Origin of the sequence: Sporosarcina sp. ANT_H38 (assembly GCF_008369195.1) — a bacterium.
Classification (GTDB): domain Bacteria; phylum Bacillota; class Bacilli; order Bacillales_A; family Planococcaceae; genus Sporosarcina.
Genome location: NZ_VOBC01000001.1, coordinates 2195930 through 2219398, shown reverse-complemented (window position 1 = coordinate 2219398; position 23469 = coordinate 2195930). Strand labels below are relative to the sequence as shown.

At 41.9% G+C, this 23469-nt stretch carries 24 protein-coding genes; 20 read left to right on the top strand and 4 right to left on the bottom strand.

Features of this window, described 5'->3' with window-relative positions; genetic code table 11:
• Positions 1 to 61: 61 nt before the first annotated feature.
• Both FQ087_RS10515 and FQ087_RS10510 read left to right on the top strand, forming a co-directional pair.
• Entirely contained in the window at positions 62 to 1501 is a 1440-nt protein-coding gene (locus FQ087_RS10515; RefSeq protein ID WP_188006695.1) for a UDP-N-acetylmuramoyl-L-alanyl-D-glutamate--2,6-diaminopimelate ligase, read from the top strand.
• 57 nt (positions 1502 to 1558) lie between these two features.
• Positions 1559 to 1999 carry a YlbF/YmcA family competence regulator gene (locus tag FQ087_RS10510; protein ID WP_149580390.1) on the top strand — a complete coding sequence of 147 codons (441 nt, stop codon included), beginning with the start codon at positions 1559 to 1561 and terminating at the stop codon, positions 1997 to 1999.
• 184 nt (positions 2000 to 2183) lie between these two features.
• Here FQ087_RS10510 and FQ087_RS10505 read toward each other — a convergent pair whose 3' ends face one another.
• On the bottom strand, positions 2184 to 3095 hold the full coding sequence (locus FQ087_RS10505) for a glycerophosphodiester phosphodiesterase family protein (RefSeq protein WP_149580389.1): 912 nt from the start codon (positions 3093 to 3095) through the stop codon (positions 2184 to 2186).
• A 471-nt stretch (positions 3096 to 3566) separates the two neighbouring features.
• Between FQ087_RS10505 and FQ087_RS10500 the strand changes: the two genes are divergently transcribed.
• Positions 3567 to 3839: a YlbG family protein gene (locus tag FQ087_RS10500; protein ID WP_149580388.1), complete on the top strand. Its 273-nt coding sequence runs from the start codon at positions 3567 to 3569 to the stop codon at positions 3837 to 3839.
• Positions 3840 to 3841: 2 nt separating this feature from the next.
• On the opposite strand, the gene FQ087_RS10495 is transcribed toward FQ087_RS10500, so the two are convergent.
• Positions 3842 to 4237, bottom strand: a complete 396-nt coding sequence (locus FQ087_RS10495; RefSeq protein WP_149580387.1) for a DUF7147 family protein — start codon at positions 4235 to 4237, stop codon at positions 3842 to 3844.
• 97 nt (positions 4238 to 4334) lie between these two features.
• On the opposite strand from FQ087_RS10495, the gene FQ087_RS10490 reads away from it, so the two are divergent.
• Genes FQ087_RS10490 through coaD form a run of 3 tightly spaced genes read left to right on the top strand, consistent with a single transcriptional unit; the run spans position 4335 to position 6812 of the window.
• Positions 4335 to 5774: a hypothetical protein gene (locus FQ087_RS10490; RefSeq protein ID WP_149580386.1), complete on the top strand. Its 1440-nt coding sequence runs from the start codon at positions 4335 to 4337 to the stop codon at positions 5772 to 5774.
• Positions 5771 to 6319, top strand: a complete 549-nt coding sequence (gene rsmD, locus FQ087_RS10485) for a 16S rRNA (guanine(966)-N(2))-methyltransferase RsmD (RefSeq protein ID WP_149580385.1) — start codon at positions 5771 to 5773, stop codon at positions 6317 to 6319. The genes FQ087_RS10490 and rsmD overlap by 4 nt, the downstream gene beginning before the upstream one ends.
• A 10-nt stretch (positions 6320 to 6329) precedes the next feature.
• Positions 6330 to 6812: a pantetheine-phosphate adenylyltransferase gene (coaD, locus tag FQ087_RS10480; protein ID WP_149580384.1), complete on the top strand. Its 483-nt coding sequence runs from the start codon at positions 6330 to 6332 to the stop codon at positions 6810 to 6812.
• Between the two features lie 55 nt (positions 6813 to 6867).
• Here coaD and FQ087_RS10475 read toward each other — a convergent pair whose 3' ends face one another.
• Positions 6868 to 7788 (bottom strand): hypothetical protein, encoded by a 921-nt coding sequence (locus tag FQ087_RS10475; protein ID WP_149580383.1) that lies wholly within the window; start codon positions 7786 to 7788, stop codon positions 6868 to 6870.
• Positions 7789 to 7915: 127 nt separating this feature from the next.
• Between FQ087_RS10475 and FQ087_RS10470 the strand changes: the two genes are divergently transcribed.
• Positions 7916 to 8962: a SepM family pheromone-processing serine protease gene (locus tag FQ087_RS10470; RefSeq protein ID WP_149580382.1), complete on the top strand. Its 1047-nt coding sequence runs from the start codon at positions 7916 to 7918 to the stop codon at positions 8960 to 8962.
• Positions 8963 to 9261: 299 nt separating this feature from the next.
• On the opposite strand, the gene FQ087_RS10465 is transcribed toward FQ087_RS10470, so the two are convergent.
• Positions 9262 to 10482 (bottom strand): nucleotidyltransferase, encoded by a 1221-nt coding sequence (locus FQ087_RS10465; RefSeq protein WP_149580381.1) that lies wholly within the window; start codon positions 10480 to 10482, stop codon positions 9262 to 9264.
• Between the two features lie 126 nt (positions 10483 to 10608).
• Between FQ087_RS10465 and FQ087_RS10460 the strand changes: the two genes are divergently transcribed.
• The 13 genes from FQ087_RS10460 to FQ087_RS10400 all read left to right on the top strand — a co-directional run bounded on the left by FQ087_RS10460 (position 10609) and on the right by FQ087_RS10400 (position 23441).
• Positions 10609 to 11142 carry a YceD family protein gene (locus FQ087_RS10460; protein ID WP_149580380.1) on the top strand — a complete coding sequence of 178 codons (534 nt, stop codon included), beginning with the start codon at positions 10609 to 10611 and terminating at the stop codon, positions 11140 to 11142.
• A 23-nt stretch (positions 11143 to 11165) separates the two neighbouring features.
• Positions 11166 to 11339 carry a 50S ribosomal protein L32 gene (gene rpmF / locus FQ087_RS10455; protein WP_149580379.1) on the top strand — a complete coding sequence of 58 codons (174 nt, stop codon included), beginning with the start codon at positions 11166 to 11168 and terminating at the stop codon, positions 11337 to 11339.
• Positions 11340 to 11511: 172 nt separating this feature from the next.
• Positions 11512 to 12270 (top strand): enoyl-CoA hydratase/isomerase family protein, encoded by a 759-nt coding sequence (locus FQ087_RS10450; RefSeq protein ID WP_149580378.1) that lies wholly within the window; start codon positions 11512 to 11514, stop codon positions 12268 to 12270.
• 490 nt (positions 12271 to 12760) lie between these two features.
• On the top strand, positions 12761 to 14122 hold the full coding sequence (locus FQ087_RS10445; RefSeq protein WP_149580377.1) for an acetyl-CoA carboxylase biotin carboxylase subunit: 1362 nt from the start codon (positions 12761 to 12763) through the stop codon (positions 14120 to 14122).
• Positions 14119 to 14334, top strand: a complete 216-nt coding sequence (locus FQ087_RS10440; RefSeq protein WP_149580376.1) for an acyl-CoA carboxylase biotin carboxyl carrier protein subunit — start codon at positions 14119 to 14121, stop codon at positions 14332 to 14334. The genes FQ087_RS10445 and FQ087_RS10440 overlap by 4 nt, the downstream gene beginning before the upstream one ends.
• 89 nt (positions 14335 to 14423) lie before the next feature.
• A complete protein-coding gene (locus FQ087_RS10435) occupies positions 14424 to 15974 on the top strand; it encodes an acyl-CoA carboxylase subunit beta (protein ID WP_149580375.1) in 1551 nt (516 codons plus the stop codon).
• A gap of 289 nt (positions 15975 to 16263) precedes the next feature.
• Positions 16264 to 17166: a ketopantoate reductase family protein gene (locus FQ087_RS10430; RefSeq protein WP_149580374.1), complete on the top strand. Its 903-nt coding sequence runs from the start codon at positions 16264 to 16266 to the stop codon at positions 17164 to 17166.
• Positions 17163 to 17552, top strand: coding sequence for a DUF3397 domain-containing protein (locus tag FQ087_RS10425; RefSeq protein ID WP_149580373.1), 390 nt, complete (start codon positions 17163 to 17165; stop codon positions 17550 to 17552). Before FQ087_RS10430 ends, FQ087_RS10425 begins: the two co-directional genes overlap by 4 nt.
• Positions 17553 to 17647: 95 nt before the next feature.
• Complete coding sequence (gene bshC, locus FQ087_RS10420) at positions 17648 to 19264, top strand: bacillithiol biosynthesis cysteine-adding enzyme BshC (RefSeq protein ID WP_149580372.1); 1617 nt, start codon at positions 17648 to 17650, stop codon at positions 19262 to 19264.
• Positions 19265 to 19457: 193 nt separating this feature from the next.
• Complete coding sequence (gene mraZ / locus FQ087_RS10415) at positions 19458 to 19889, top strand: division/cell wall cluster transcriptional repressor MraZ (RefSeq protein ID WP_149580371.1); 432 nt, start codon at positions 19458 to 19460, stop codon at positions 19887 to 19889.
• A gap of 30 nt (positions 19890 to 19919) precedes the next feature.
• Complete coding sequence (rsmH, locus tag FQ087_RS10410) at positions 19920 to 20852, top strand: 16S rRNA (cytosine(1402)-N(4))-methyltransferase RsmH (RefSeq protein ID WP_149580370.1); 933 nt, start codon at positions 19920 to 19922, stop codon at positions 20850 to 20852.
• A gap of 16 nt (positions 20853 to 20868) precedes the next feature.
• The gene (ftsL, locus tag FQ087_RS10405; protein WP_149580369.1) at positions 20869 to 21240 is read left to right on the top strand and encodes a cell division protein FtsL; all 372 of its coding nucleotides are present in this window, start codon (positions 20869 to 20871) and stop codon (positions 21238 to 21240) included.
• Positions 21237 to 23441: a penicillin-binding protein gene (locus tag FQ087_RS10400; RefSeq protein ID WP_255452213.1), complete on the top strand. Its 2205-nt coding sequence runs from the start codon at positions 21237 to 21239 to the stop codon at positions 23439 to 23441. The genes ftsL and FQ087_RS10400 overlap by 4 nt, the downstream gene beginning before the upstream one ends.
• The last annotated feature ends 28 nt before the right edge of the window (positions 23442 to 23469 follow it).

The following is a 23469-nucleotide window of genomic DNA, read 5'->3' as shown; positions in this document are numbered from 1 at the left end:
AAAGTATGTTCGCTCTCAATATATTCGTTTTCAAAGAAAAATGTTCGGGAAGGGGAGAGTGGTGCTGTTTATAACGGAGCTTTTAAAAGACTGGCCTTGTACAGTCAGTGGCGGGGAACTCAGGACTGTAGTCACGGGAATAACCGAAGATTCTTCACGGGTAAAGAAAGGATACGTTTTTGTAGCAAGGAAAGGAAATCAAAGCGATGGTGCGATGTATATTGAAAGAGCGATTGAACAAGGTGCTGTAGCTATTGTTATTGATAGAACATTTCTGACTGAAATACAGGATAATGTTGTTGTCATTACCGTTTCGGATTGCACGATGTTCATGTCCCATGCAAGTGCACGGTTAGCTGGTGATCCTGCGAAAAGAATGAAGATGATTGCAGTGACTGGAACAAATGGAAAAACGACAGTCACTCACTTTGTTGGTCAATTGTTACGGAAATTCGGAAACCGGGTGGCGGTAATTGGCACGACGGGAATTTTTATCGATGGCGTAAAGATTGACTATGAATGCCCTCAAATGACAACATTACCTGCGGAATACCTCCATCCATTGTTGAAAAAATGTGTAGGCGAAGGCGTCAGTCATGTTGTTCTTGAAGCATCTTCACAAGGATTGTCTTCGAATCGTTTAAATCATTGTGAAATCGACATTGGGGTATTATTGAATATTGGGACTGATCATTACGAAGAACATGGTGGAAAGCTTGCTTATATCAATGCTAAAAAGCGTTTAATTCGATTGGCGAAAACAATCATTGTTAACAAAGATGATGAACACTGTGTCAAAATGGTTCAAGAAGCAACTATCCCATTGGTTTATTTTGGGATGGATTCGTCGGCTGACGTCCGAGTCCCGGAACTGAAAATGAATCCAGATATTCTGGGACATTACAATCGAATGAATGCATTAGCGGCAATTAGTGCTCTTCTAGTCCTAGGGTATTACTTGGATGATATTTTGCTGCACTGCGAACTCTTGCAACTTCCAGAAGGCAGGTTGCAGCAGATAGAGCGCGATGGTGTAAAGGTTTACGTAGATTACGCACATACGCCAGATGCGCTCCAAGCGGTATTACAGACACTGTTCAATTCGTGTTATGGAAGACTGATTACGGTCTTTGGATGCGGTGGCCAGCGAGATAAAGGAAAACGAGCTGAGATGGGCGAACTCGCTGTTCTATATTCTTCCATCGTCATTGTTACATCGGATAATCCAAGAAATGAAGATCCGAAAGCAATTATCTCGGATATTATGGAAGGTTTTGGAGGAGATTGTTCAGCGATTGAAGCTGAGCTCGACCGGAAAGATGCGATTCGTAAAGCGATTTTCTGTGCAGCACCGGGAGATATCGTCCTTATTGCAGGGAAAGGTCATGAAAAAACACAGCACACGGCTGATGGTTTGTTACCGTTTTCCGATCTCGAAGAAGCAGAGCGAGCTCTTTCTGAAAAAACATTTTTGGATATTAAAGAAATAAATATTGAATAAGTGCATGCACACCGTTTCATCTGTTATGATAAGTGTGTGATTGGAGGGGATCATTCTATGATGACAGACGAATGGATCACCATCATTGAAAATGCAGAAGATCTAACGGCAATGATGCTTTCTTCTGAAGAGGTGGCTGAATATCGCAAAGCCCATGATGATGTCTATTCGGACACGGAACTTGTGAAATCAATTCAAGAGTTCACGGCAATGAAGGAACGTTATGAAGAAGTCCAACGATTTGGAAGATACCATCCGGATCATAATATAGTAATGAAAAGCATACGCGTACAAAAACGTGAGCTTGATATGAATGAACAAGTTGCAGCGCTTCGATTGGCTGAAAATGACGTTCAATATATGTTTGACGAAATTGGTTCAATCATCGCTAAATCGGTTTCAGATGAAGTAAAAGTTCCAGCTGGCAGTGCATTCTTTTCCGACTCTTCTTGTGGTGGAAGTTGCGGCACAGGCGGAGGCTGTTCGTGTTCGGCTTGATAAGAAAAGGGTAAGGGGCCTGGAGTCTAGGCGAGATATCATCTTTCGCAGGTTATCCAGAGTCCGAGAGTTTATAATTACCTTAGAAAAAAAGCAGAAGCGCCGTTTAGCTTAGGTAGTCTAGACATGAAAAAATAGGTTGCATCTATGTCGGAAAGTCGACATGGATGCAACCTATCTTTGTTTATTCGCCTAAGTTTTCTTGCACAACTTCCATTGCGACAGTCGGTCGATCTGTGATGAAACCTGCTGCTCCAACATGTAGAAGTTTAACGAACGACTCTTTATCATTCACTCCTTCAAAATAAACGGGGATATTAATTTGTGAGAGAAACTTGATGAAATTTTCAGTGCCGATAGAAAACACGCCTAGTTTTTCTGGAATTCTGAATAAATCTGCACGTGGGCTATAAAGATGACCGAACATACTTGAAAAAGAGGCATATGCTTTTTTTACTTCGTTATCACCTGCACCGATAGCTACTTTGTTTTGCGCATATAAGTTGAATCTGTCGGTCTGTTCATCATATGAACTTGTTACAACAACACAGTCTTCAGCACCCAACTCTTCAAGAAGTCTCCATAGTTTTGAAGGCATCAAGCTTCCTTCATAGGTATCGGGAGAATCTTTCAGATTGATGGCTATTAGCATATGTGGGAATTTTTGAAGCAGTTCGCGGAGAGAAAGTACTTCTACGTTCTTTCCACGATAAGAAAGATTTTGATTCTCATCTTCAAACCAATAGCCTGCATCAGCCATTTTTAATTCGCTTAGGGTATAGTCAGCAATTCTTCCAGAGAAATCTGTTGTCCGATCTGCAAATTCATCATGGAAGACAATAATCTCTTCATCTTTTGTTAACCGGATATCGACTGCAAATCCATGTATCCCAAGCTCAGCCGATTTTGAAAATGCTGCTAATGTGTTCTCGGGAGCTTCTGATAGACCACCCCGGTGAGCAAGAATGACCGGCGTATCGAAAGCAAGTGCTTTTTTACCTTTACGCGGTACCGGTTTTGCGACAACTTTGGAAGCTGCCCATGCGGCAACGCCGGCCGCACCTACTGTAAGTGCCACATTTGTTTTTCTACCCATTCGGAAGCCTCCTTAATTAATCAGCTATATTTCTCCATTATAGGGCAAAAGATTGGCGTTGTCAGCAATGTTCAGGTCCAGCTCCAGGTTCCAGGCACCAGTCGCCAGACGTTCGAGTCGCTTGTGTTTACAGGATTTAGGTCATGCGGTAGGGAGGGATAGAACTACTTTCCTCCTTGTTCTACAGGATTTGGAATTTTAGTATACCTTCAGCCTTTCTTTTGTTGCTTAGGGAATTATAAAATTCTTAACCTGTGGATAACCTATGAAGGGCGATACTCCAATTCCAGATTGCAGTACCTAGAGGCTTGGTTATAAGCTGGTCTGGCTAGTAAGGGTTGAACTGCGTCCTTCTCTGGTAAAGCGTGCCCTTCTTAAGCCTACCGTCTTTGAACAGGCGTTTCCGCTTTTGTTCTTGCAGGGCTTTTCAGTCCTATGGTATTCTATGGGTTAGGAAAAGAGGGGAAATCTATGATCGATCGTCAAGGTATTATTGTCTTTCTTCATCATTTGAAACAAGCAAAATCATTTCGTAAATACGGTCATGTCCATTATATATCACGCACAATGAAGTATGTCGTCCTATATTGTAATAAGGAGGATGTCGATACGGTCATGGGTAAAATAGAACGTCTTCCATCTGTGAAAAAAGTTTTGCCATCATACCGTCCATTTGTGAAAACAGAATATGAAAATGCAAAACCTGATAAAGCGAAAGAATATGACTATAAAACTGGATTATAAAATTATCTCAATGGAGGTAGCAGTTTGTTGAGACGTAGAATCCCAATCGTGTATTGATAGAATAATTCTCGTTCTGCAAATACTGAAGAGTTTTTCAACTCGATAACGGCTGGTGTACTCCCGACCTTTTCAGCCGTTTCTTCAAAGAGTAGTCTTCTTTTCGATTTGATGGTATCTTGCTGGATAATCCCTTCCCTGCAAATGTAAATTGGCATGAACTTACTATCATTTGCGGGCTCAAAGGCTGCTGCGAATGACAAAGCATGACCTGTTGGCGTTTCCGAGGATAAGATTAATGTCCTATGCAGGCGGTCGCTATTCGTTTTGATCAGTTCACATAGTTCATAAACATCTCCATATCCTTCGCCGAGCTCTATGAATCGTTGGTTTAATATCATATATAAACACTACCTCTCTGAATACATAAATCTAGACTCATCATACCATTCCAATTGCTAAGGCGCATTCATCAATTCTTTCAGGGAGGCGTAGGATTTGAAATTTATAGTAAGAACTATGGTCCTTTTACTTATTGTGAACAGCCTTCTAATTTATATGCATTATTATCAAGCGGAAGGCGCAAATGGCCATGAGCTTGATATTGCGACGTTCACTCAGGAAATTGAAGTGGTAAATCGTCCCGAGGGCCTTCATATTCGCCAGCATTTCAGCGGTTTATCGAACGTGCGACATGAAATTGTTTGGCCTAAAGATAGCATTAATCGTTCTTGTTATCTTGTGGACGCAACGTCCTGTAATCGATTGGACGAGAATTCTATAGCCTTCCTTGAAGGGGAGAATGACCGTCAATCCATTTCATATGTAATACCAAAAGAAGGATTAATGAAACAAACGGCTCTATACAGGGAACCGTTCGCCGGCCTACATGGATCTTCTGCTTCATACACATTATTTCATATGACCGATGAAACTGGAATTGGTGGATTATGGGTAAATGGCTTGAAGCGGGTTGGTGCTAAAAAAATGACGAACATCAATTATGCATTATTCCGTGGCGAGGGTGAGGTCAAGGATCTTTACTGGCAGCGTACTAATTTGCCGGTACTCTATGCGGGGGATAGGCTTTCGGTATATGGAGCTGGAAGCAATACTGCGGGACTTGAGGAAGTGGATAGTGCGCTCAAAGCAATTGATGCCAACCACTCGACAATTGTAGTTGATGCTACAAATCCCTCTGTAAATGCAACCAGATTTATTGTTTCGAAAAATGCAGATGTGGATAAAGTATCCGACCGATTTCTAAGGGGAAGTATGTATGCGCGTTTTACAATACCGGAAAAAGAACGTATGACGGCTGAACTGGTTGCTTCGATTCTAGGAGGAAAGCCAATAGGAATGGAGAAATCACGTAAAGCTTATAAAATGCTAACTGAATCAATTACAGTAGAGGAACTTAAACAGTTCAAAAAAATGTTGAATGATAGCTCAGGGCAGGAAGTTAATGCATCAGTTTTGGATTCGTTAGCAGGAGAAGTAACAGGCTTTAAGACATCGTATTTCACGAAAAATATATATGACGCTACAGCCTTCCATCCGTTTCTCATTGAAGATCCGCGAGAAACCAAATTTGAAGGTGCGAGTACTACGGGTGTTCAACTCATATTAAAAGATGGAAAAACCCTGTATCCTGCAAAGAAAATCTTGAACCTTGCGGGTTATACCATCAAATCGAATGACCGGTCCATTTATATTGAAAATGGCACAAGGAAATTTAGATTCCCTAAGAAAGAACTTTTTTATGTCTATAATGAAAAAAAGTATGATGTTGTAACGATGCCGTTCGAAATTTTGGAAGGTGATTTATATTTCGAAGAGAGTTGGTTCAAGCGGTTATTCCTGTTAAGTATTGAGAAAACGGCAAATACGATTGATATCGTCAGAATGTCAGCATTGATAGAGGAGGTCGACAAGTGAGAGTTGTTGCAGGAACTAGAAAAGGTACTCCGTTGAAATCTTTAGCGGGGACAGATACACGCCCGACATCGGATAAGGTAAAAGAATCCGTGTTCAATATAATTGGACCTTACTTTGATGGTGGAATTGCAGTAGAATTGTTTGGTGGCAGCGGATCTCTTTCACTTGAAGCTTTATCGAGAGGGATAGATGAGGCTTTCATATTCGAAAAAAATGTGAAAGCGTGCGCGATTATTAAAGTGAATGCGGAAAAGTGCCGGTTTACTGAAGAATTACATATTCAACGTGCAGATGCCAAGAATGCTGTGAAATTTTTGGAGGCTAAGGGAAAAAAAGCGAAACTTCTTTTTATTGATCCTCCGTATGCGGAAACAAATTTTTATGATCTTGCGCAGGACTTTGTAGAAGCAGGACTTCTTACTGAAAACGCTGTCATCGTTTGTGAACATGAAAAGCAATTGGAGTTACCGGAAGCGTATGGTACTTATCATAAGATGAAAAGTTCGGTGTATGGAAACAGCGCTGTATCTATTTATGAGAAATGAGGTTTCTATAATGTCGAAAATTGCAGTTGTGCCTGGTAGTTTTGATCCGCTGACGAATGGACATCTTGATATTATCAAAAGAGCGGCAAGAGTTTTCGGTGATGTTAGGGTCGCTGTCATGAATAACTCATCGAAGAATTCACTTTTTACTGTTGAAGAGCGTATAGCACTTATTGCAGAGGTGACGTCTGTGTTTCCTAACGTGAGAGTAGAGTCATCTTCTGGATTACTTGTGGATTATGCCAAAAGTGTCGGGGCTTCTGTAATCGTTCGTGGATTGCGTGCTGTATCGGATTTTGAGTATGAAATGCAGATTACTTCCATGAACCGGTTTCTCGATGAAAGTATAGAGACGTTTTTCATCATGACGAACAATCAGTATTCATTCCTCAGTTCGAGCATTGTCAAAGAGGTGGCAAAGTACGGAGGCGAAATCTCAGGACTTGTGCCGATTCAAGTTGAAGAGGCATTGAGAAAGAAATACAAAGCGTAATGATTGTCCCGTGGTTATGATGAAATCAACTTTTCATCATAACCATTTTTGTTTTTTAGTAGATAAGGTAGAAGATTACCGGAACGAGAATGACGCTCCAGATTCGTCCGATTACGTAAGGTGTCATAGAAATGTTGCAGGTCTTTGCGATGACGAAAACTTGCATATGGATACTCATTCCGTTCATGGAAATGATTGCTGCAACAAGAAAAGGAAAAATAGGAGAACCATAAAAGTGATCTGTTGCAGATTGAACACCTGAAGTCATTTCGAAAATGGATAAAGCAAAGGTTTTTGAAATTCCCATCTCCACTGTGAATGCCGAAGTAAAAACTGTTGATAGCACAGTTCCAAGTGAAGAAAAGAAAATGACGGTGGTTGCGACAAGAACAATTATTGTCGAACTTTCCTTGATAGCGTCAAGAAGTGGCATCCCTTTTACTTTCTTTGGAAGTTGTGAAAGGGGTATTTCTGTATCATCTTCGCGGTGCAGAAATAAAACTGCTAGTAAAAAGAATAGAACATTTGCGATATGAATGGCTGCAAGCAACTTCCATCCTGCGCTGACGTTTCCAAATAATTCAGTTCCCACGAAACCAATGATGAACATCGGCCCTGGTGCATGGCATGCGGCGAGAAGTAGACTGCTTTGCTTCTGCGATAATTCACCATTTTTCATCATTTCGGTTACAGTTACAGCACCAACTGGGAATCCGCCGAACGATCCTAGTACATATGCTTTCAAAAAGCGTCTCCACTTGGGTACTTTTTGTGTACGATTCGGCATTTTTAAAAGCCATTGTGTCAATATGATATAGGGAAGTAAATACGGAAGCAGTGCATGGATAAACAGCTGTGCACCGGCTTTGGCTCCAGCGTGTGCAATGCTTGGCTGTAAAATGAACAGAATGATAAGTCCCCAAATGACTACAAGGTTGATCACATTATAAAGGCGTGCATGCATTCCTTCGATCACGCACCCGCTCCTTTCGATTTTCGAGTATGACGAAAAATTAGTGAAAAATCTTTTGTCAGTCTTTTTTTGGTGCTACACTTATATATATGTAAAGAAAGTACAGGCTATTAACGGAGGTGTCCCTAAAATGAAAAAGAAAAAATTCGGTGGGATAGGTATTTCGCTTGTCATCGTAGCCATTTTATTTGTTTATCCACTCGATTCTTATATATCGCAGCCGGGAGGAGCATATGAATTGGATCCACTCGTCGAGGTAGTTGGCGGAGATGAGAACGATTCTGGAAGTTTCAGTCTTATGACGATTTCCGTTTCCAAAGCGACACCAGCTTCTTATGTTTTATCGAAATTCACCGATAAGAAGAAGCTTCTTCCTGCTGAAAATGTAAGAAGAGATGGAGAAGATGATAAGGAATATAATATTCGGCAGAAGAAACTCATGACTGGCTCACAATTCAATGCAATTACAGTTGCTTTTGAAAAAGCAGGGCTTCCCGTTGACATCCAGTATGATGGTGTCTTTGTCATGATGGTCCTTGAAGGGGGAGCGGCCGACGGTATCTTGGAACTCGGAGATAAGATTCGTATGGTTGACAATGTCGAGTTGAAAGAATCAGGACAATTCTTTACCCTTATTGGAGATAAGAAATTGGGAGATGAAGTAAAAATTTCGTTGGACAGGGATGGCAAGAAGCTCGATGTAACGCTCGTCTTGAAAGAGATACCTGACAGTGATGGGCGTGCTGGACTCGGCGTACGTTTTGAAGAGGATAGAACACTCACGACTGATCCGGAAGTCGATTTCAAAACATCGAATATAGGTGGACCATCTGCGGGACTAATGTTCACTCTTGAAATTATGAACCAGTTGCTAGATGAAGACCTTACTAAAGGATATAACATAGCTGGAACTGGAGAAATGCTGGAGGATGGAACCGTCGGAAGGATTGGGGGAGCGGATTTTAAAGTGATAGCAGCATCTCGCCAAGACGTGGAAATATTCTTCGCACCAGAGGATGATTTGCCTGATGAAGTAAGGGTTGCGAATCCGGGAATACTGACTAATTACGAAGAAGCTGTAGCAGTGGCAGAAAAAATAGGCACAAAAATGAAGATTGTGCCAGTGAAAACCGTGGATGATGCACTTGATTATTTAGCGACACTTGAAGAAAAGTAAACTGTTTGGATATAGCGAAGGGGATTTTTATGTCCTTTACACTCCTAGAGATTGTTCAATGTGAGCTTTGTTAACCGGTGTGTGGTGTCAGTAACTGGCACGTTGCATTTTTCCTTCACTCTACTAGAGTAATCGCTTTATCCATGTAGAGTTAGCGCAGGCTCCTTACAGTGTCCCGTAACTGGACACTGTAAGGTGAATCCCTAAGGTTGGCGGCGAAACTGCTTGGCTTAAGGCGGGAGGCATCCCAGAGTGCCGTAGAGGTGTTGAACGGAATCTTTATCTCAACCTAACTATCTTCACTGAATTATAATTGGATGTGTATTATAATCGACACCGATTCGGGTGCTAGAAGTTCCGTTTCCGATTCCGAGTGCATACATATCTGATGCGTGGATATCGAATTCAAGTGAAGGATTTGAGAAGGCTGCTGCTTTGCTAACAAGAGGAAGCTTCAGCCTTTTTTTATGTTCATTCAAATATAATCTTCCGGCGGTTGTCATTCCAAGTAACCGTAAATAGGAAGGGGCTTCCATTCTGCTCCGAATATCGTACGTAAAACCAGTAAATATATGAGTCAGCATTCGTTGGAGGCGAGTCCAGGTGTATCGTTTTGATTTCACTTGATCCATAAAGCCTTCAAATGTTCCGTTATTAGCTGCTGCTCGGTACAAAAGATTCTCAATCCCTTCCGTGACGTCCGCAATCATCGCGAGACGTTCGGGACCTTCCCGTAAAATTGTGAAACGGAGCTGAGGATAGAAAGACGGCCAGTTTCCGAATGATTGATGTTCCTCTTGCCACCCTTGTAAAATTTCGCGTGTTGCATCAGGTATGAAGTCTGTAACTGACCCTAATGTGTCTGATCCGAAAAAGGATTTTCTGATTCCAGTTGCACTCGCTATATGGTTGCCCTCTATTGCATCGTCATGATACTGTGCAACAATACGCGGAATTGTGACAGCTTTCATTGCCGAGCCTATTGTATTGGCCGCTTCCATGTAATGAAATCCTAAAATATTATTTGGCTTTGATAGATCAGCAAGCGTACCTTCAATCGTAGAGGAATTGGCAGCCGAGTGATAGGCCTCATTTAATGCTTTTGGATAACTAAGTCCGCGACTGACGGCTTCTTTTACAGTTGACTCATAATTTTCCCCGGCTTGTTCGATGAGGCGAAGACTTCTCTCAAAAGGTTCAATTGCACCATCTTCGCTGCCGAAGCAAAATGCATTGCACTGAGCGGCGTCCAACAGCTGTATAGCGCCACGCGCGAAGGTTGGAGCATTAGCGGTAGCGAATGCGTAAGGAAGCTCTAGAACGATGTCCACGCCGTTATTTAGAGCCATGTTGGCGCGTGTCCATTTGTCGACAAATGCGGGTTCTCCCCGTTGAAGGAAATTACCGCTCATGACGGCAATGACGATATCAGAGTTAGTCATCTTTTTCGCTTGCTTTGCATGGTAATGATGGCCGTTATGAAATGGGTTATATTCGACAATAATTCCTATGGCTTTCAAATTCTTCACTCCTTTGCTACAATGAATATTAATTATACCTATGCGGTTGATGAAGTGACAAGAAAATATCTTGACATCCCTTTTCGCCCATTATATAATCAACATTGTTGTCTTGAGGTGATAGACATGAAATGGTCAATCCATCAATTGCAGAGATACAGACAAGGTGCGATGCCGCTTGACGAAGCTGTCGACCTTGAATCCGTGAAAAAACGGAATCCGGAAATCCGGAATATTACGCCTGTCCGAGTGACCGGGAGTTGTACAATCGGCTCCAAGAAATTGATATGCCGATTCCGGCTCGAAGGTACGTTGACATTGCCCTGTTCACGAACATGGGAAGACGTCGAATTACCATTCTCAATCGAAGCTGACGAACAGTTCAGCTGGGATGAAGAAGTTCTTGCAGCAGATGATGAAATTCATCCTGTTGTGGGTGAGGTAGTAGACATGACCCCTGTATTTGAGGAGCTCGTCCTCCTTGAAGTGCCGCTTCAAATTTACGGTGAAAATGCCGAGGATATGCAAGAGGCAGAAGGAAAAGGCTGGTCATATGCGACTGATGAGGTGTACAATGCCAGGCTCCGAAAGGAACTGGAAACGAAAGTGGATCCTAGACTTGCCGATTTGGCAAAGCTCTTTGAATCCAAGGGCGAATAGGCGAACGTAAGGAGGTGCCCCAGATGGCTGTACCAAAAAGAAGAACATCCAAAACAGTTAAAAACAAGCGCCGTACGCATTATAAATTGCAAGTACCGGGAATGACTACTTGTACTAACTGTGGCGAAATCAAATTGGCTCACCACATTTGTAAATCATGTGGAAATTACAAAGGAAAAGAAGTTGTAGGCGAATAAGTAAGATTTGCCTATGAAGGCTACCGTGAGACCATGGCTCTCGGTGGCCTTTTTCCTATACATAGAAATGCAGATGGTGTCGTTTAGGCGCGACAGGCATAATACGGTTTGGCGCCTGTAGCTTAATAATGTGTTTAGTGGGGAAATAATAACAGACGATGGGAGAATGGATATGTCTTATACGATTGCTATCGAAAATGGAATTGCTACGTTTACTATCGATCGTCCTGAAATGCGCAACGCAGTCAACTATGCTGTCATGGAAGGACTTAAACAATTTCTTGTCCGCATAGAAGAAAATCCGGATGTTGCATTTGCCGTTATTACAGGAGCGGGTGATCGGGCATTCTGTTCGGGTGGAGATTTATCTGAATTCCATTCCTTGCGAACGGCGGATGAAGCATATCCGATGTTAAGCAAAATGGCTGGCCTATTATACAGGGTAGCTACCCTACCGATGCCTGTCATTGCGCTTCTAAATGGTACCGCAGTAGGTGGTGGTTGTGAAATCGCTACTGCTTGTGATTACCGCATCATTTCATCCACTGCAAAAGCGGGTTTCATTCAAGGGACCCTTGCTATTACGACGGGGTGGGGTGGAGCTACTCTGCTATTTGAAAAAGATGGCAAGCATGATCGGGTGTTACGCTTGCTTTCTGAAGCTGAGGTACATACGGCTGATCAAATGCTTGAAACGGGTTGGGCAACGGAAATTTATGAGGGTACTGCTGAAGAAGGGCTTAAAAAGTTTCTTGCCAAAATGTCCGCCCATCATCCGTCTGTCCATCGAGCGTATAAAACAATTGCCATCCGGAAATGGACGGCTGATTTTATGCGTGACAGAATGATCGAAGAATCACGTCAATGTTCAATTCTTTGGGGAAGTGACACGCACCATGATGCGGTGGCACAGTTTTTATCGAAAAAATAAAACGTGAAATTAACCGCTGTACAAGTCTTGGACATGTGCGGCGGTTTTTTTGATTGCCATAAATAAGTTGAGTTTAAGTAATGCTTGTTTGCATTAAGACGTTCTTAGCTGTAATAATGTGGCCGGCTATCGTGTTATGACCGGCATGAAGCTCGTTATGCTCGCCATGGATGCAATTATGACCGGCATGAGCCCTGTTATGCTCTCCACGGCTTTGAATATGACCGGCATCGGCCATATTATGACCGCCATATGCTACTCACACAAAATTGTTCAATGCATTTACTTTGAACCAACAAACAACTCGAGTATGGAATCCTATGTTCAACTTATATAGTTAAATACTTTTTTACTGCTGAATTCCCTGGAATTCATTGGTGAAATGATATAAAAAGATGTTTTTTTCAGACAAAGGTTGAAATCGCTTTCATTCATCGTATAAACTAAAGGGGGATGGAGAAATACATATCAAATCGTTTGGGGGATTAACATGGATAAAATACTGATTGCGAATCGTGGGGAAATCGCTCTTAGAATCATAAAGACTTGTAAGCGTCTTGGTATTAGCGTTGTTGTTGTCTATTCGGAAGCGGATGTGGACATGCCGTTCGTGAAAGAAGCGGACGAGGCGTTTTTGTTAGGACCTGCACAAGTTCAACAATCATATTTGAAAGCAGACGATATAATCGAAATCGCGGTTCGGACCGGGGCAGATGCTATTCATCCAGGATATGGTTTGCTATCGGAGAACGCCGCATTTGCACGTAAAGTACAAGAGGCAGGAATTCGATTCATCGGACCTGACGTAGATACAATTGAAAAAATGGGCGATAAAATCGGTTCCCGTGGGACAATGAAAGCGGCAGGGGTGCCAGTTGTACCCGGAACAGACGAAGGAATCGCTTCTTTAGAAGATGCCATACAAGCTGCAATTGAAATCGGCTATCCGATTATGTTAAAGGCAAGTGCTGGTGGCGGCGGAATTGGTATGGTTCGTTGTGAAGATGAGCAAGCGCTCAGTCAACACTTTCAATCTATAAAAACGCGAGCGAAAACGTATTTTGGTGATGACGTTGTTTTCCTTGAAAAGTTCATAGCCAATGCACGTCATATCGAAGTGCAGATTTTCGGAGATAATTTTGGAAATGTTGTACATATGTTTGAGCGTAACTGTTCAGTTCAGCGACGCAATCAGAAAGTGATTGAAGAATCACCTTCACCGCACTTAACTGAAGACACACGTCAGCGCCTTTACAAAGCGGCAGTCGATGCAGCGAAAGCCGTATCTTATAAAAATGCAGGAACTGTCGAATTCATTGTCGATGAAAACAATGAAGTCTATTTTCTTGAAATGAATACTAGATTACAAGTTGAACATCCTGTTACTGAAGAAGTGACTGGATTTGACCTTGTTGAATGGCAAATAGAAATTGTAAAAGGGAATAAACTTCCTGTGATAAATCAGGATGACATCAAATCTAAAGGACATGCAATTGAATTCCGCATTTATGCAGAAGATCCAATCAAATTCATGCCTTCACCGGGAACAATCAAAAAACTTGATTGGGGAGATACGACGGGAATTCGTGTTGACCACGGATACATCGAAGGTGGCAAAGTGACGCCGTTTTATGATCCGCTTATTTCGAAAGTAATTGTACATGCACAAACAAGGGAAGAAGCAATTCGGAAATCAGTAGCATTTTTGTCGAAGGTGGAAATTGAAGGTTTGAAAACGAACATACCTTTATTCAATAAATTTCTGGAATCTGAAGAGTTTATTGCGGGGGACTATTTAACATCAGTTTTAACAACATGGAGCGCAAAACAAAAGGAGGAAATGACAAAATGACACAAGTGAAATCAACGATGGCGGGTACTGTATTTACTGTAAATGTAGCAGTGGGAGAAGAAGTAGCGGTAGGGCAAGTAATCGTCGTACTCGAATCGATGAAAATGGAAATTCCAATTGAAGCAGAAACGGCTGGAAAAGTAACAGCTATCAATGTAAAAGTCGGTGACTTTGTTAACGAAGAAGATGTTTTAGCTACGGTCGAAGGATAGAAACGCGGAGGCGGCCTGTGGTATCTGGTCGCATATAAGCTAGACATAAGGTGAATATGTGGAGATGATTTACGAAAGGGGTTTTTTAAGTGAATAAAACAACTGAAAAGACAGTTTACAATGACAAGCTTGACGCTAGATTGCGGGAAATTTATGCAGGGGGCCATTCTAAATACCACGAGAAATTGAAGGAACAGAACAAACTTTTCGTACGTGATCGGCTGGAGCTTCTTTTTGATGGCGGGGAGTATACAGAAGACGGCAGGTTTGCCAATTGTGAAGCAGGGGATTTGCCAGCAGACGGCGTTGTTACAGCGATGGGGAAAGTGAACGGTCAGACGGTCTGCGTTATGGCGAACGATTCAACGGTAAAAGCGGGTTCTTGGGGTGCTCGTACAGTTGAGAAAATTATCCGTATCCAGGAAATAGCTGAGAAGAACCGTGTGCCACTGTTGTATCTTGTCGATTCAGCAGGTGCTCGTATTACAGATCAACTTGATATGTTCCCGAACCGTCGTGGCGCAGGGAAGATATTCCACAACCAAGTGAGATTATCGGGTTTCATACCGCAAGTATGTATTCTGTTCGGCCCTTCTGCTGCCGGAGGTGCGTATATACCGGCGTTTTGCGATATTGTTATTATGGTGGATGGAAATGCTTCGATGTATTTAGGTTCACCGCGTATGGCTGAAAAAGTAATCGGTGAAAAAGTAACACTTGAAGAAATGGGCGGCGCGCGCATGCATTGTTCAGTTAGCGGTTGTGGAGACGTACTTGTAGCGAACGAGGAAGAAGCTATCGCGGAAGCTCGCCGTTATCTAGCGTTTTTCCCTGCAAACTTCACAGAGAAGCCTGCCTTGAAAGAATCAGTGGAGGCGAAAGTTGGACGGACGCTTGAAGCGATTATTCCGGAAAATCAAAATGCACCATTCGATATGTACGAAGCGATTGATGCACTGATTGATGAAGGCAGTTACTTCGACGTCAAGAAGTTATTTGCTGGCGAAATTATTACAGGATTGGCAAGAATAGAAGGACAGCCAGTTGGTATCATTGCTAATCAGCCGAAAGTAAAAGGCGGAGTACTGTTCGTTGATTCCGCTGATAAAGCAACAAAATTCATCAACCTTTGTGATGCATTCTCGATTCCCCTGCTGTTTCTTGCTGACGTTCCAGGCTTTATGATTGGAACGAAAGTTGAGCGTGCGGGAATCATCCGTCATGGTGCAAAACTAATTATGGCAATGAGCTCAGCAACTGTGCCGAAAATTTCAGTTATTGTCCGTAAAGCATATGGAGCTGGTCTTTACGCGATGGCGGGTCCTGCGTTTGAGCCGGATGTTTGTATCGCGTTACCGACTGCTCAAATTGCCGTTATGGGACCTGAAGCGGCAGTAAATGCAGTCTATTCAAATAAAATTGAAGCAATTGAAGATCCAAAGGAACGGCTTGCGTTCGTTCAAGAAAAGCATAAAGAATATAAGGAAGAAATTGATATTTACAAGATGGCATCTGAACTAATCATCGATGAAATTGTGGCGCCATCAAGCTTAAGAGGTGTACTTGCAGACCGATACCGTTTCTACAGTACAAAAGATCTTCCGCAGCCACCGAGAAAACATCCAGTGTATCCTGTATAATCAAGCAAAGAATAAAAAGGCCCACTGTATTCAGGTGGACCTTTTCTTTTTTAGATACAAGAGTATAATTTTTTCTATATGGAACAGTGTCTAGCGCCAGGCGCCACCTCTCAGGTCATAAGCGAAACAAACAGTTCATCGGTCTATTGCCGTTTTACTGTTAGAGGGATTGAACTTCATCCCTCCTTGTTACCACAGGAAGTCGCAATAGTAGACTGCCTATCTTTTCGCTTATACCTGTCGGGGCTGGATGGTGCCTTACACTTTACTTAGGAAGGAGGACTAATGTATGGAGGTAATCATTGCTGGAGCGGGTTCGATTGGACTTCTGATGGGGTCTTATTTGTCGGAAGTTGGAATAGAAGTGACATTCTATGTAAGAAGAGAAGAGCAAGCGGAACATATTCGCGTGAATGGTATTCAACGCATTAATCAAGATAATACTAAAGAGGTATTGCATGTCAATGCTACGACGGATATCCGGAATCTGTCGACTACAGCTCTTTGGATTGTCGCGGTCAAATATGCAGGTCTCCGTGAACTCTTGTCAGAAATGCAGGAAGCACATGTATACAACCCTGTGTTGTTCGTACAGAATGGCATTGGGCATTTGGAATTAGTGAATAATCTTGAATTACCGCACGTCGCATTTGCCACTGTCGAGCATGGAGCTAGTCGGTTGGATGATCGTACCGTCTCCCATAATGGGGTTGGAATGATAACAATTGCTACCGCCCGTGGTAGTAACAGTGTATTCGAAATAATTGGACAGGCGCATTCGGACTTATTTCCGGTAAGCCATCATTCGGATGCAGAACAGATTCTTCTGCGCAAAGTACTTATCAATTGCATGATTAATCCTTTGACTGCTATCCTTGGTGTGAAAAACGGAGAATTACTTACCAACGATCATTGTCTAACACTTTTCAATTCCTTGTATGCAGAACTGCTAAGTGCATTTCCTGAAATGCAGTCAATCCTTCCGTTCGAAGCAGTGAAGGGCATCTGTAGAAAAACAGCGCAAAACCGTTCATCGATGTTAGTCGATCGCTTGGCTAATCAGCCGATGGAAATCGAGACAATTGTCACTGCCGTTATCCGGAAAGCGGATGGATGTAACAAGTCTTTGCCGCTTCTTACAGCCTTTGAACAAATGCTATTTGCCATAGAGTGGCAAGGAGCGAAGCTATGAACGAAGTGATCACTGCATTTTTAGCGGCAATTATTTTGTTTCCTTTCCTTGTCACGATTGTATTCATGGTTGTCATACGGGAAATGGGGAAAGCTCCGGCGTCAAACCTAGGGCTTGCAGCAGATGTCACGACGCCGTTGCTGTTTCTAGCCGTCTATGTCGTATCAAGGACGGTATTTGGGCAAGGGATATGGGTTTACATAGTGGGAATTGCCATCATCATTGCCATCATCTTCGCCCTCATTGAGCGCAGAAAGATGAAGGAATTCCAGATTGTTCGGCTCTTACGGAGAACTTGGCGATTTTATTTTCTTGTTTTATTTGTAGCTTATGTCATTCTTCTAATCACCGGAATGGTTTTGAAAATCGTTGAATATGTAGGATGAACGTCAGTGTTTAGTGTATAAGCGTATGTATTTCAATCCTGTAGCATGAAATGCTATACTCTGTTCATATCGTTAGTTACAAAGGGGCATGAATAATGAAATTGGAAATTGTGGCATTACAAGAAAACAATAAAGTGATGCAATCGTATAATAATGATAAAGATTTTTTACATACGTTTTTTGATTATAAAAACGAAGAAAGTTCCTATCCCGAGAGGTTAGAGGAGCTTGCAGGACGAACATTTGGAAGAACTCAGCTTGCAGAAACAATCCGTTCATTTATGGAGCCTTTTGGAATATCCGCGAATGCTAGCAAACATATTGACGAACTTTCGGGAAATGCAGTTGTCGTAATTGGTGGCCAACAAGCAGGTATTTTGACGGGCCCTTTATACTCTGTTCACAAAGCGATTACGGTTATTTTACTTGCGAAAGAGCAAAGAGATAAATTAGGTGTACCTGTTGTGCCGGTATTTTGGGTTGCAGGTGAAGATCATGACTTGAATGAGATTAATCATGTTTATACGCGATTGGAAGGTCGCGCAACGAAACATCAATATCGAGAAAACTTCGTACTAAAGCTGATGGCGTCAGATGCGGAGTATGACAAAGAATTGATGGCATCATTAGTTAAAGATATTTTTGGCAAGTTTGGTGAAACGGCATATACAAAAGATCTGTTGGATGAGGTCCTTGGTGCTGTGGACAAGGAAGAAACGTTTACACGATTTTTTGTCAGGCTCATGAACGGTCTTTTCAAAGAGGAAGGCCTATTGTTCATTGATTCTGCAACCAAGCAATTACGGGAGCTCGAAAAATCCAGTTTTGCGCATCTAATTGAAGAATCTGAGCAGCTTGCTAAAAAAATTTCGAAAAAAGAAGAACTATTCGTAGAAAAAGGTTTTGGTTCTCCGCTTGTCGCTGAGATTGATGCTGCTAATCTTTTTTACGTACATGACACGGGGAGAGTTCTTCTTTCGAGAAAAGATGACTATTTTGTTAATGAAAGCTTGGGACTCCGATTTTCAAAAACGGATATGCTCAAAATTGCTCAAGAAGAACCTTGGCTTTTGAGTAATAATGTTGCGACAAGACCGCTTATGCAGGACATGGTCTTCCCCGTGCTTGCATTCGTTGGAGGTCCGGGAGAAATCGCTTATTGGGCAGTTTTGAAAGAGGCGTTTCATCATCTAGGTATGAAAATGCCTATTATTGTACCGCGTATGTCGATGACGTTAGTAACACCGCAAGTGAAGCATACACTTAGTGAAAAAAACTTCACGGTTGAAGACGTTATGTCAGGAGCAGTAGTAAATGCCCGTGAACATTTTGTCAAAGGTCTACATGATGAATGTTTCGACGCGGTGCTGAATGAAACGGAAAACATGTTAGACATTCAGTACAAAAAAATCGCTGAGTTTACAGAACAGCAAGGGCAAATGATGCAAGAACTACTCAAAAAAAATCTTCTTTTTCATACTAAGCAATTGGACTATCTTAAAGGGAAAGCAGAAGAGGCGGAATTGTTGAAGCATGACACGGTACTTCGTGCATTCGGTTTATTGGAAGGGGAATTGTTCCCTGAAGGCGTATTGCAAGAACGGCTTTATACACCATATACCTATTTAAACAGTTACGGACCAACGCTTATCCAGGAACTTCTGAGATTGCCGTTAGTGATGGATGGGACTCATAAAGTCATCTATCTATAATAATTGAATTAGTAAGACATTCTTGCAAGCACAAAGTCGTGCTGTAAGGGTGTCTTTCTTTATTTTCAGAAAAATCTCACTGAAACAAGTACTATTGACACATTTTCACGTAAAAACGGTAGAAATAATAGGAAACCGGTGGAGGAATGTGGGGGGATGTGGTACATTAATTTTATATAGTGGGGTGAAGAGTATGTTCATGGGCGAATATCAGCATACTATCGATATAAAAGGTCGCCTGATTGTTCCTTCGAAATTTCGGGAACATTTAGGTGAAGGCTTTGTATTGACTCGTGGCCTGGACAACTGTCTCTTCGGTTACCCGATAGATGAATGGAAACGTCTTGAAGAAAAGCTTAAAGCTTTACCTGTGACGAAAAAAGATGCTCGTGCTTTTGCGAGGTTCTTCTTCTCTGGTGCAACGGAAGTTGAACTGGACAAGCAAGGGCGCATCAATATTCCATCATCATTGCTCCAATATGCAAAGGTTGAAAAAGATTGTGTCGTAATTGGTGTTTCTGGCCGTATTGAGATCTGGTCAAAAGCATTGTGGGATGCCTATTATGATGAATCTGAACAATCGTTCAATGAAATTGCAGAAAATATTATCGACTTTGATTTTTAAAAAGGAAATTTGTGAAAGTGGGCGGTTTCAATTTTTAACCATACAACAGTTTTACTTCATGAAGCCATTGAAGGCTTAAATATAAAAAATGATGGCATATACGTTGATTGTACTTTAGGTGGAGCTGGTCATAGCATAGAAATAGCTAAGAAATTATCGCCAGAAGGTAGACTTATTTGTTTCGATCAAGATATAACGGCGATTGAAATTGCGAAAGAGCGATTGAAGGATTACCTTCCTCAAGTAACATTTGTACATTCGAATTTCAGGAACTTAAAATCCGAACTAGAAAAGATAGGTATTTCAACTGTTGATGGCATTCTTTATGACTTAGGGGTTTCATCGCCGCAGCTTGACACACCTGAAAGAGGATTCAGCTATAATTTGGACGCGCCACTTGATATGCGAATGGATACAGATGCTCCATTAACTGCGTATGATGTTGTCAATGACTGGTCGTATGAAGACTTGGTCCGCATCTTTTTCCGTTACGGTGAAGAAAAGTTCTCAAAAAGGGTAGCACGTAAAGTTGAAGAAGCAAGACAGCAATCCCCAATCCAGACGACTGCGGAGCTTGCTGAACTGATCAAGCTAAGCATACCAGCGGCAACGAGGCGGACTGGAGGGCATCCTGCAAAAAGAGTATTCCAAGCAATTCGAATTGCTGTGAATGATGAACTTGGCGCAGCTGAGGATTCTTTAACGGATGCAATTACAGTACTTAACCCTGGAGGACGTATTAGCGTCATCACATTCCATTCTTTAGAAGACAGATTGTGTAAAACCATATTCAAAGAAGCTTCTTCTTTACCAGATCTTCCTCCGAATTTACCTGTAATACCGGAAGGCATGGAACCAATACTGAAATTAGTAACAAGAAAACCAATAATACCGAGCGAAAAAGAGATAGAAGAGAATAAGCGTTCAAGATCCGCTAAGCTCAGAATTGTTGAAAAGAAATGAAAGGGGAAATTTGTGAATGGCATTAGAACAGAGAAAATTCCAGACGTCATATATACGTGAACTTGAAACGCCAGTAGTTCCAAGAAAACAGCCTCAAGTACGACCTTCTCGAAAAGTCTTTTCTGTCGGGGAGAAATTCCTTTTTGTGCTGTTTGCAACAATCCTTGTTCTATTTTTAACAGTGATTCTTCAGGGACAAGCCCAAATTAATGATACAAACAGGGAAGTACAATTGCTTGAAAAGGATATTTCTGAAATAACAAAACAAAATATGGAATTGTCCATCCAAGTCAAAGAAAAATCTACATATGATCGGATATGGAAAAAAGCGAAAGAACTTGGCTTGAATCCAAACGAGAACAACGTAAAGGTTGTGTCTGGACGATGAAAAAAAAGTTTCGATTCCAATGGGGAGCCTTTCTGATGTTTTTGGTATACGGAGGGCTCTTTTTCCTTTTGTTTGGAAGGATTTTATACATCCAAGTAACGGGGGAAGCGGAAGGTAAAGTTATGGCTACGCTTGCAGAGTCGAAATACTCGAGAGAATCGGTGTTGAAAGCAGAGCGGGGAACGATTGTTGACCGGAACGGAGAGCTAATCGCCTCCGATACGTTGAGTTACCGCCTTATTGCCGTAATGAGTAAAGATGCAAGTAAGGGTTCGAAAAAACCATTGCATATTACTGATATTGAAAAAACGGCTGAAGTACTGGCTGAATATATTCCACTTGAAAAAGATGAAATTGTATCTCGCTTAACAACTGCAAAAGAGGGAGATAAGTATCAAGTAGAATTCGGGAAGGCTGGCCGAGATATTAGTCACGAAACCGTTTTGGCGATTAAAAAGCAGAAGCTTCCTGGGGTACTTTTCATTGAAGACCAAAAAAGATATTATCCAAATGGCGTTTTTGCATCTTATTTAATCGGCTTTGCGATGAAGGAAGAAGATGACGAAGGAAATATATCTACTGTTGGGAAAATGGGTTTGGAGAAAACGTATAATAAAGAGTTGAACGGTACTGATGGCAAAGTAGATTTTGAGTCGGATGGCTTCGGTTTCATGTTACCGAAAGCAGAAGAAGCAATTGTCCCTGCCAAAGACGGCTATGAAATTCAGTTGACTCTCGATAAGACAATTCAAAATTTCATGGAAGATGCGATGAATCGTGTGGAAAGTGAATATTCACCGAAAAAAATATTGGCTGTTGTAGTAAATCCGAAAACAGGCAAAATATTGGCGATGAGTCAGCGCCCTGCCTTTCATCCGTCTACGCGTGAAGGGCTTACAGAGAACTGGTTAAATCAGGCTGTGGAAACAACAATCGAACCGGGGTCTACAACTAAAATGTTTACAGTAGCCGCAGCGATTGAAGAGAAAAAATGGGTTCCAACAGATTTCTATAATTCGGGACAATATACACTTTATGATCGAACAATACGCGACCATAATATTACAGGCTGGGGTTATATTTCATTCCTTGAAGGTTTCCAACGGTCTTCTAACGTATCGATGGCTTATTTACTGGAACGCATGGGTGATAAAACATATATAGAGTATTTACGGAAGTTCGGATTCGGAGAAAAGACCGGAATTGATTTGCCAAATGAAGCGCCAGGTAGAATTCTAGACACTTATCCTATCGAAAGATTGACAACTGCATTCGGGCAAGGTTCAACTGTTACGTTAATGCAAATGGTACAAGCTGCAACTGCAATCGCAAATGATGGTGTTATGATGAAACCATATGTGATTGATAAAATTACTGATCCGAATACAGATAAAGTTATACGGGATCAAAAACCGGAGGAGAATGGAAGTCCGATTTCCGCTAAGACTGCAAAGGAAGTAAGGGAATTACTTGCTTCGACAGTTACGTCTGAACATGGTACCGGTAAAAAGTTTGCACTTAATGGCTATACAGTAGGGGGGAAAACCGGTACTGCAGAAATTCCGGATCCATCGGGGAGTGGCTATTTATCTGGACACGGGAATTATTTGTATTCATTTCTTGGTATGGCACCTGCAGAAGATCCCCAGTTACTGACGTATGTACTTGTACAGCAACCGAAACTGAAAGCTGGAGAAATCGGTTCTGATCCGGTTTCGAAACTGTTCACCTCAATAATGGATAATAGTTTGAGATATTTGAATATCGTACCTAATGGGGAAGACATAGTTGAGGCGACTGTCCTACAAGATTATAACGGTAAAAATTCGACTGAAGCAATGGAGAAATTGCTAGCAGACGGTTTTGTTCCTGAAATCATAGGTGAGGGGGGCCAAGTTGATGTTCAATACCCTGAACCTGGTACAAAACTCGCAGAAGGATCGGTCATACTTTTACAGACGAAAGGACCAATCACTTTGCCAGATTTTACCGGGTGGTCGAAAAAAATGGTGATTTCATATAAAATGTTATCTGGGCTAGATATTCGCATTAACGGGGATGGTTATGTAACTGAGCAAAGCCTATCAAAAGGGGCTGTAATTGGGCAAGATGAGCCGGTTGTCATTCATTTGAAGTCGCCGTCTGAAATCTATAAACCCGTTGAAGAGGACACCAAAGAAGAGAGTATTGTAGGCGGCTAACGAATAGCCGTCCGCGTCACATCATACG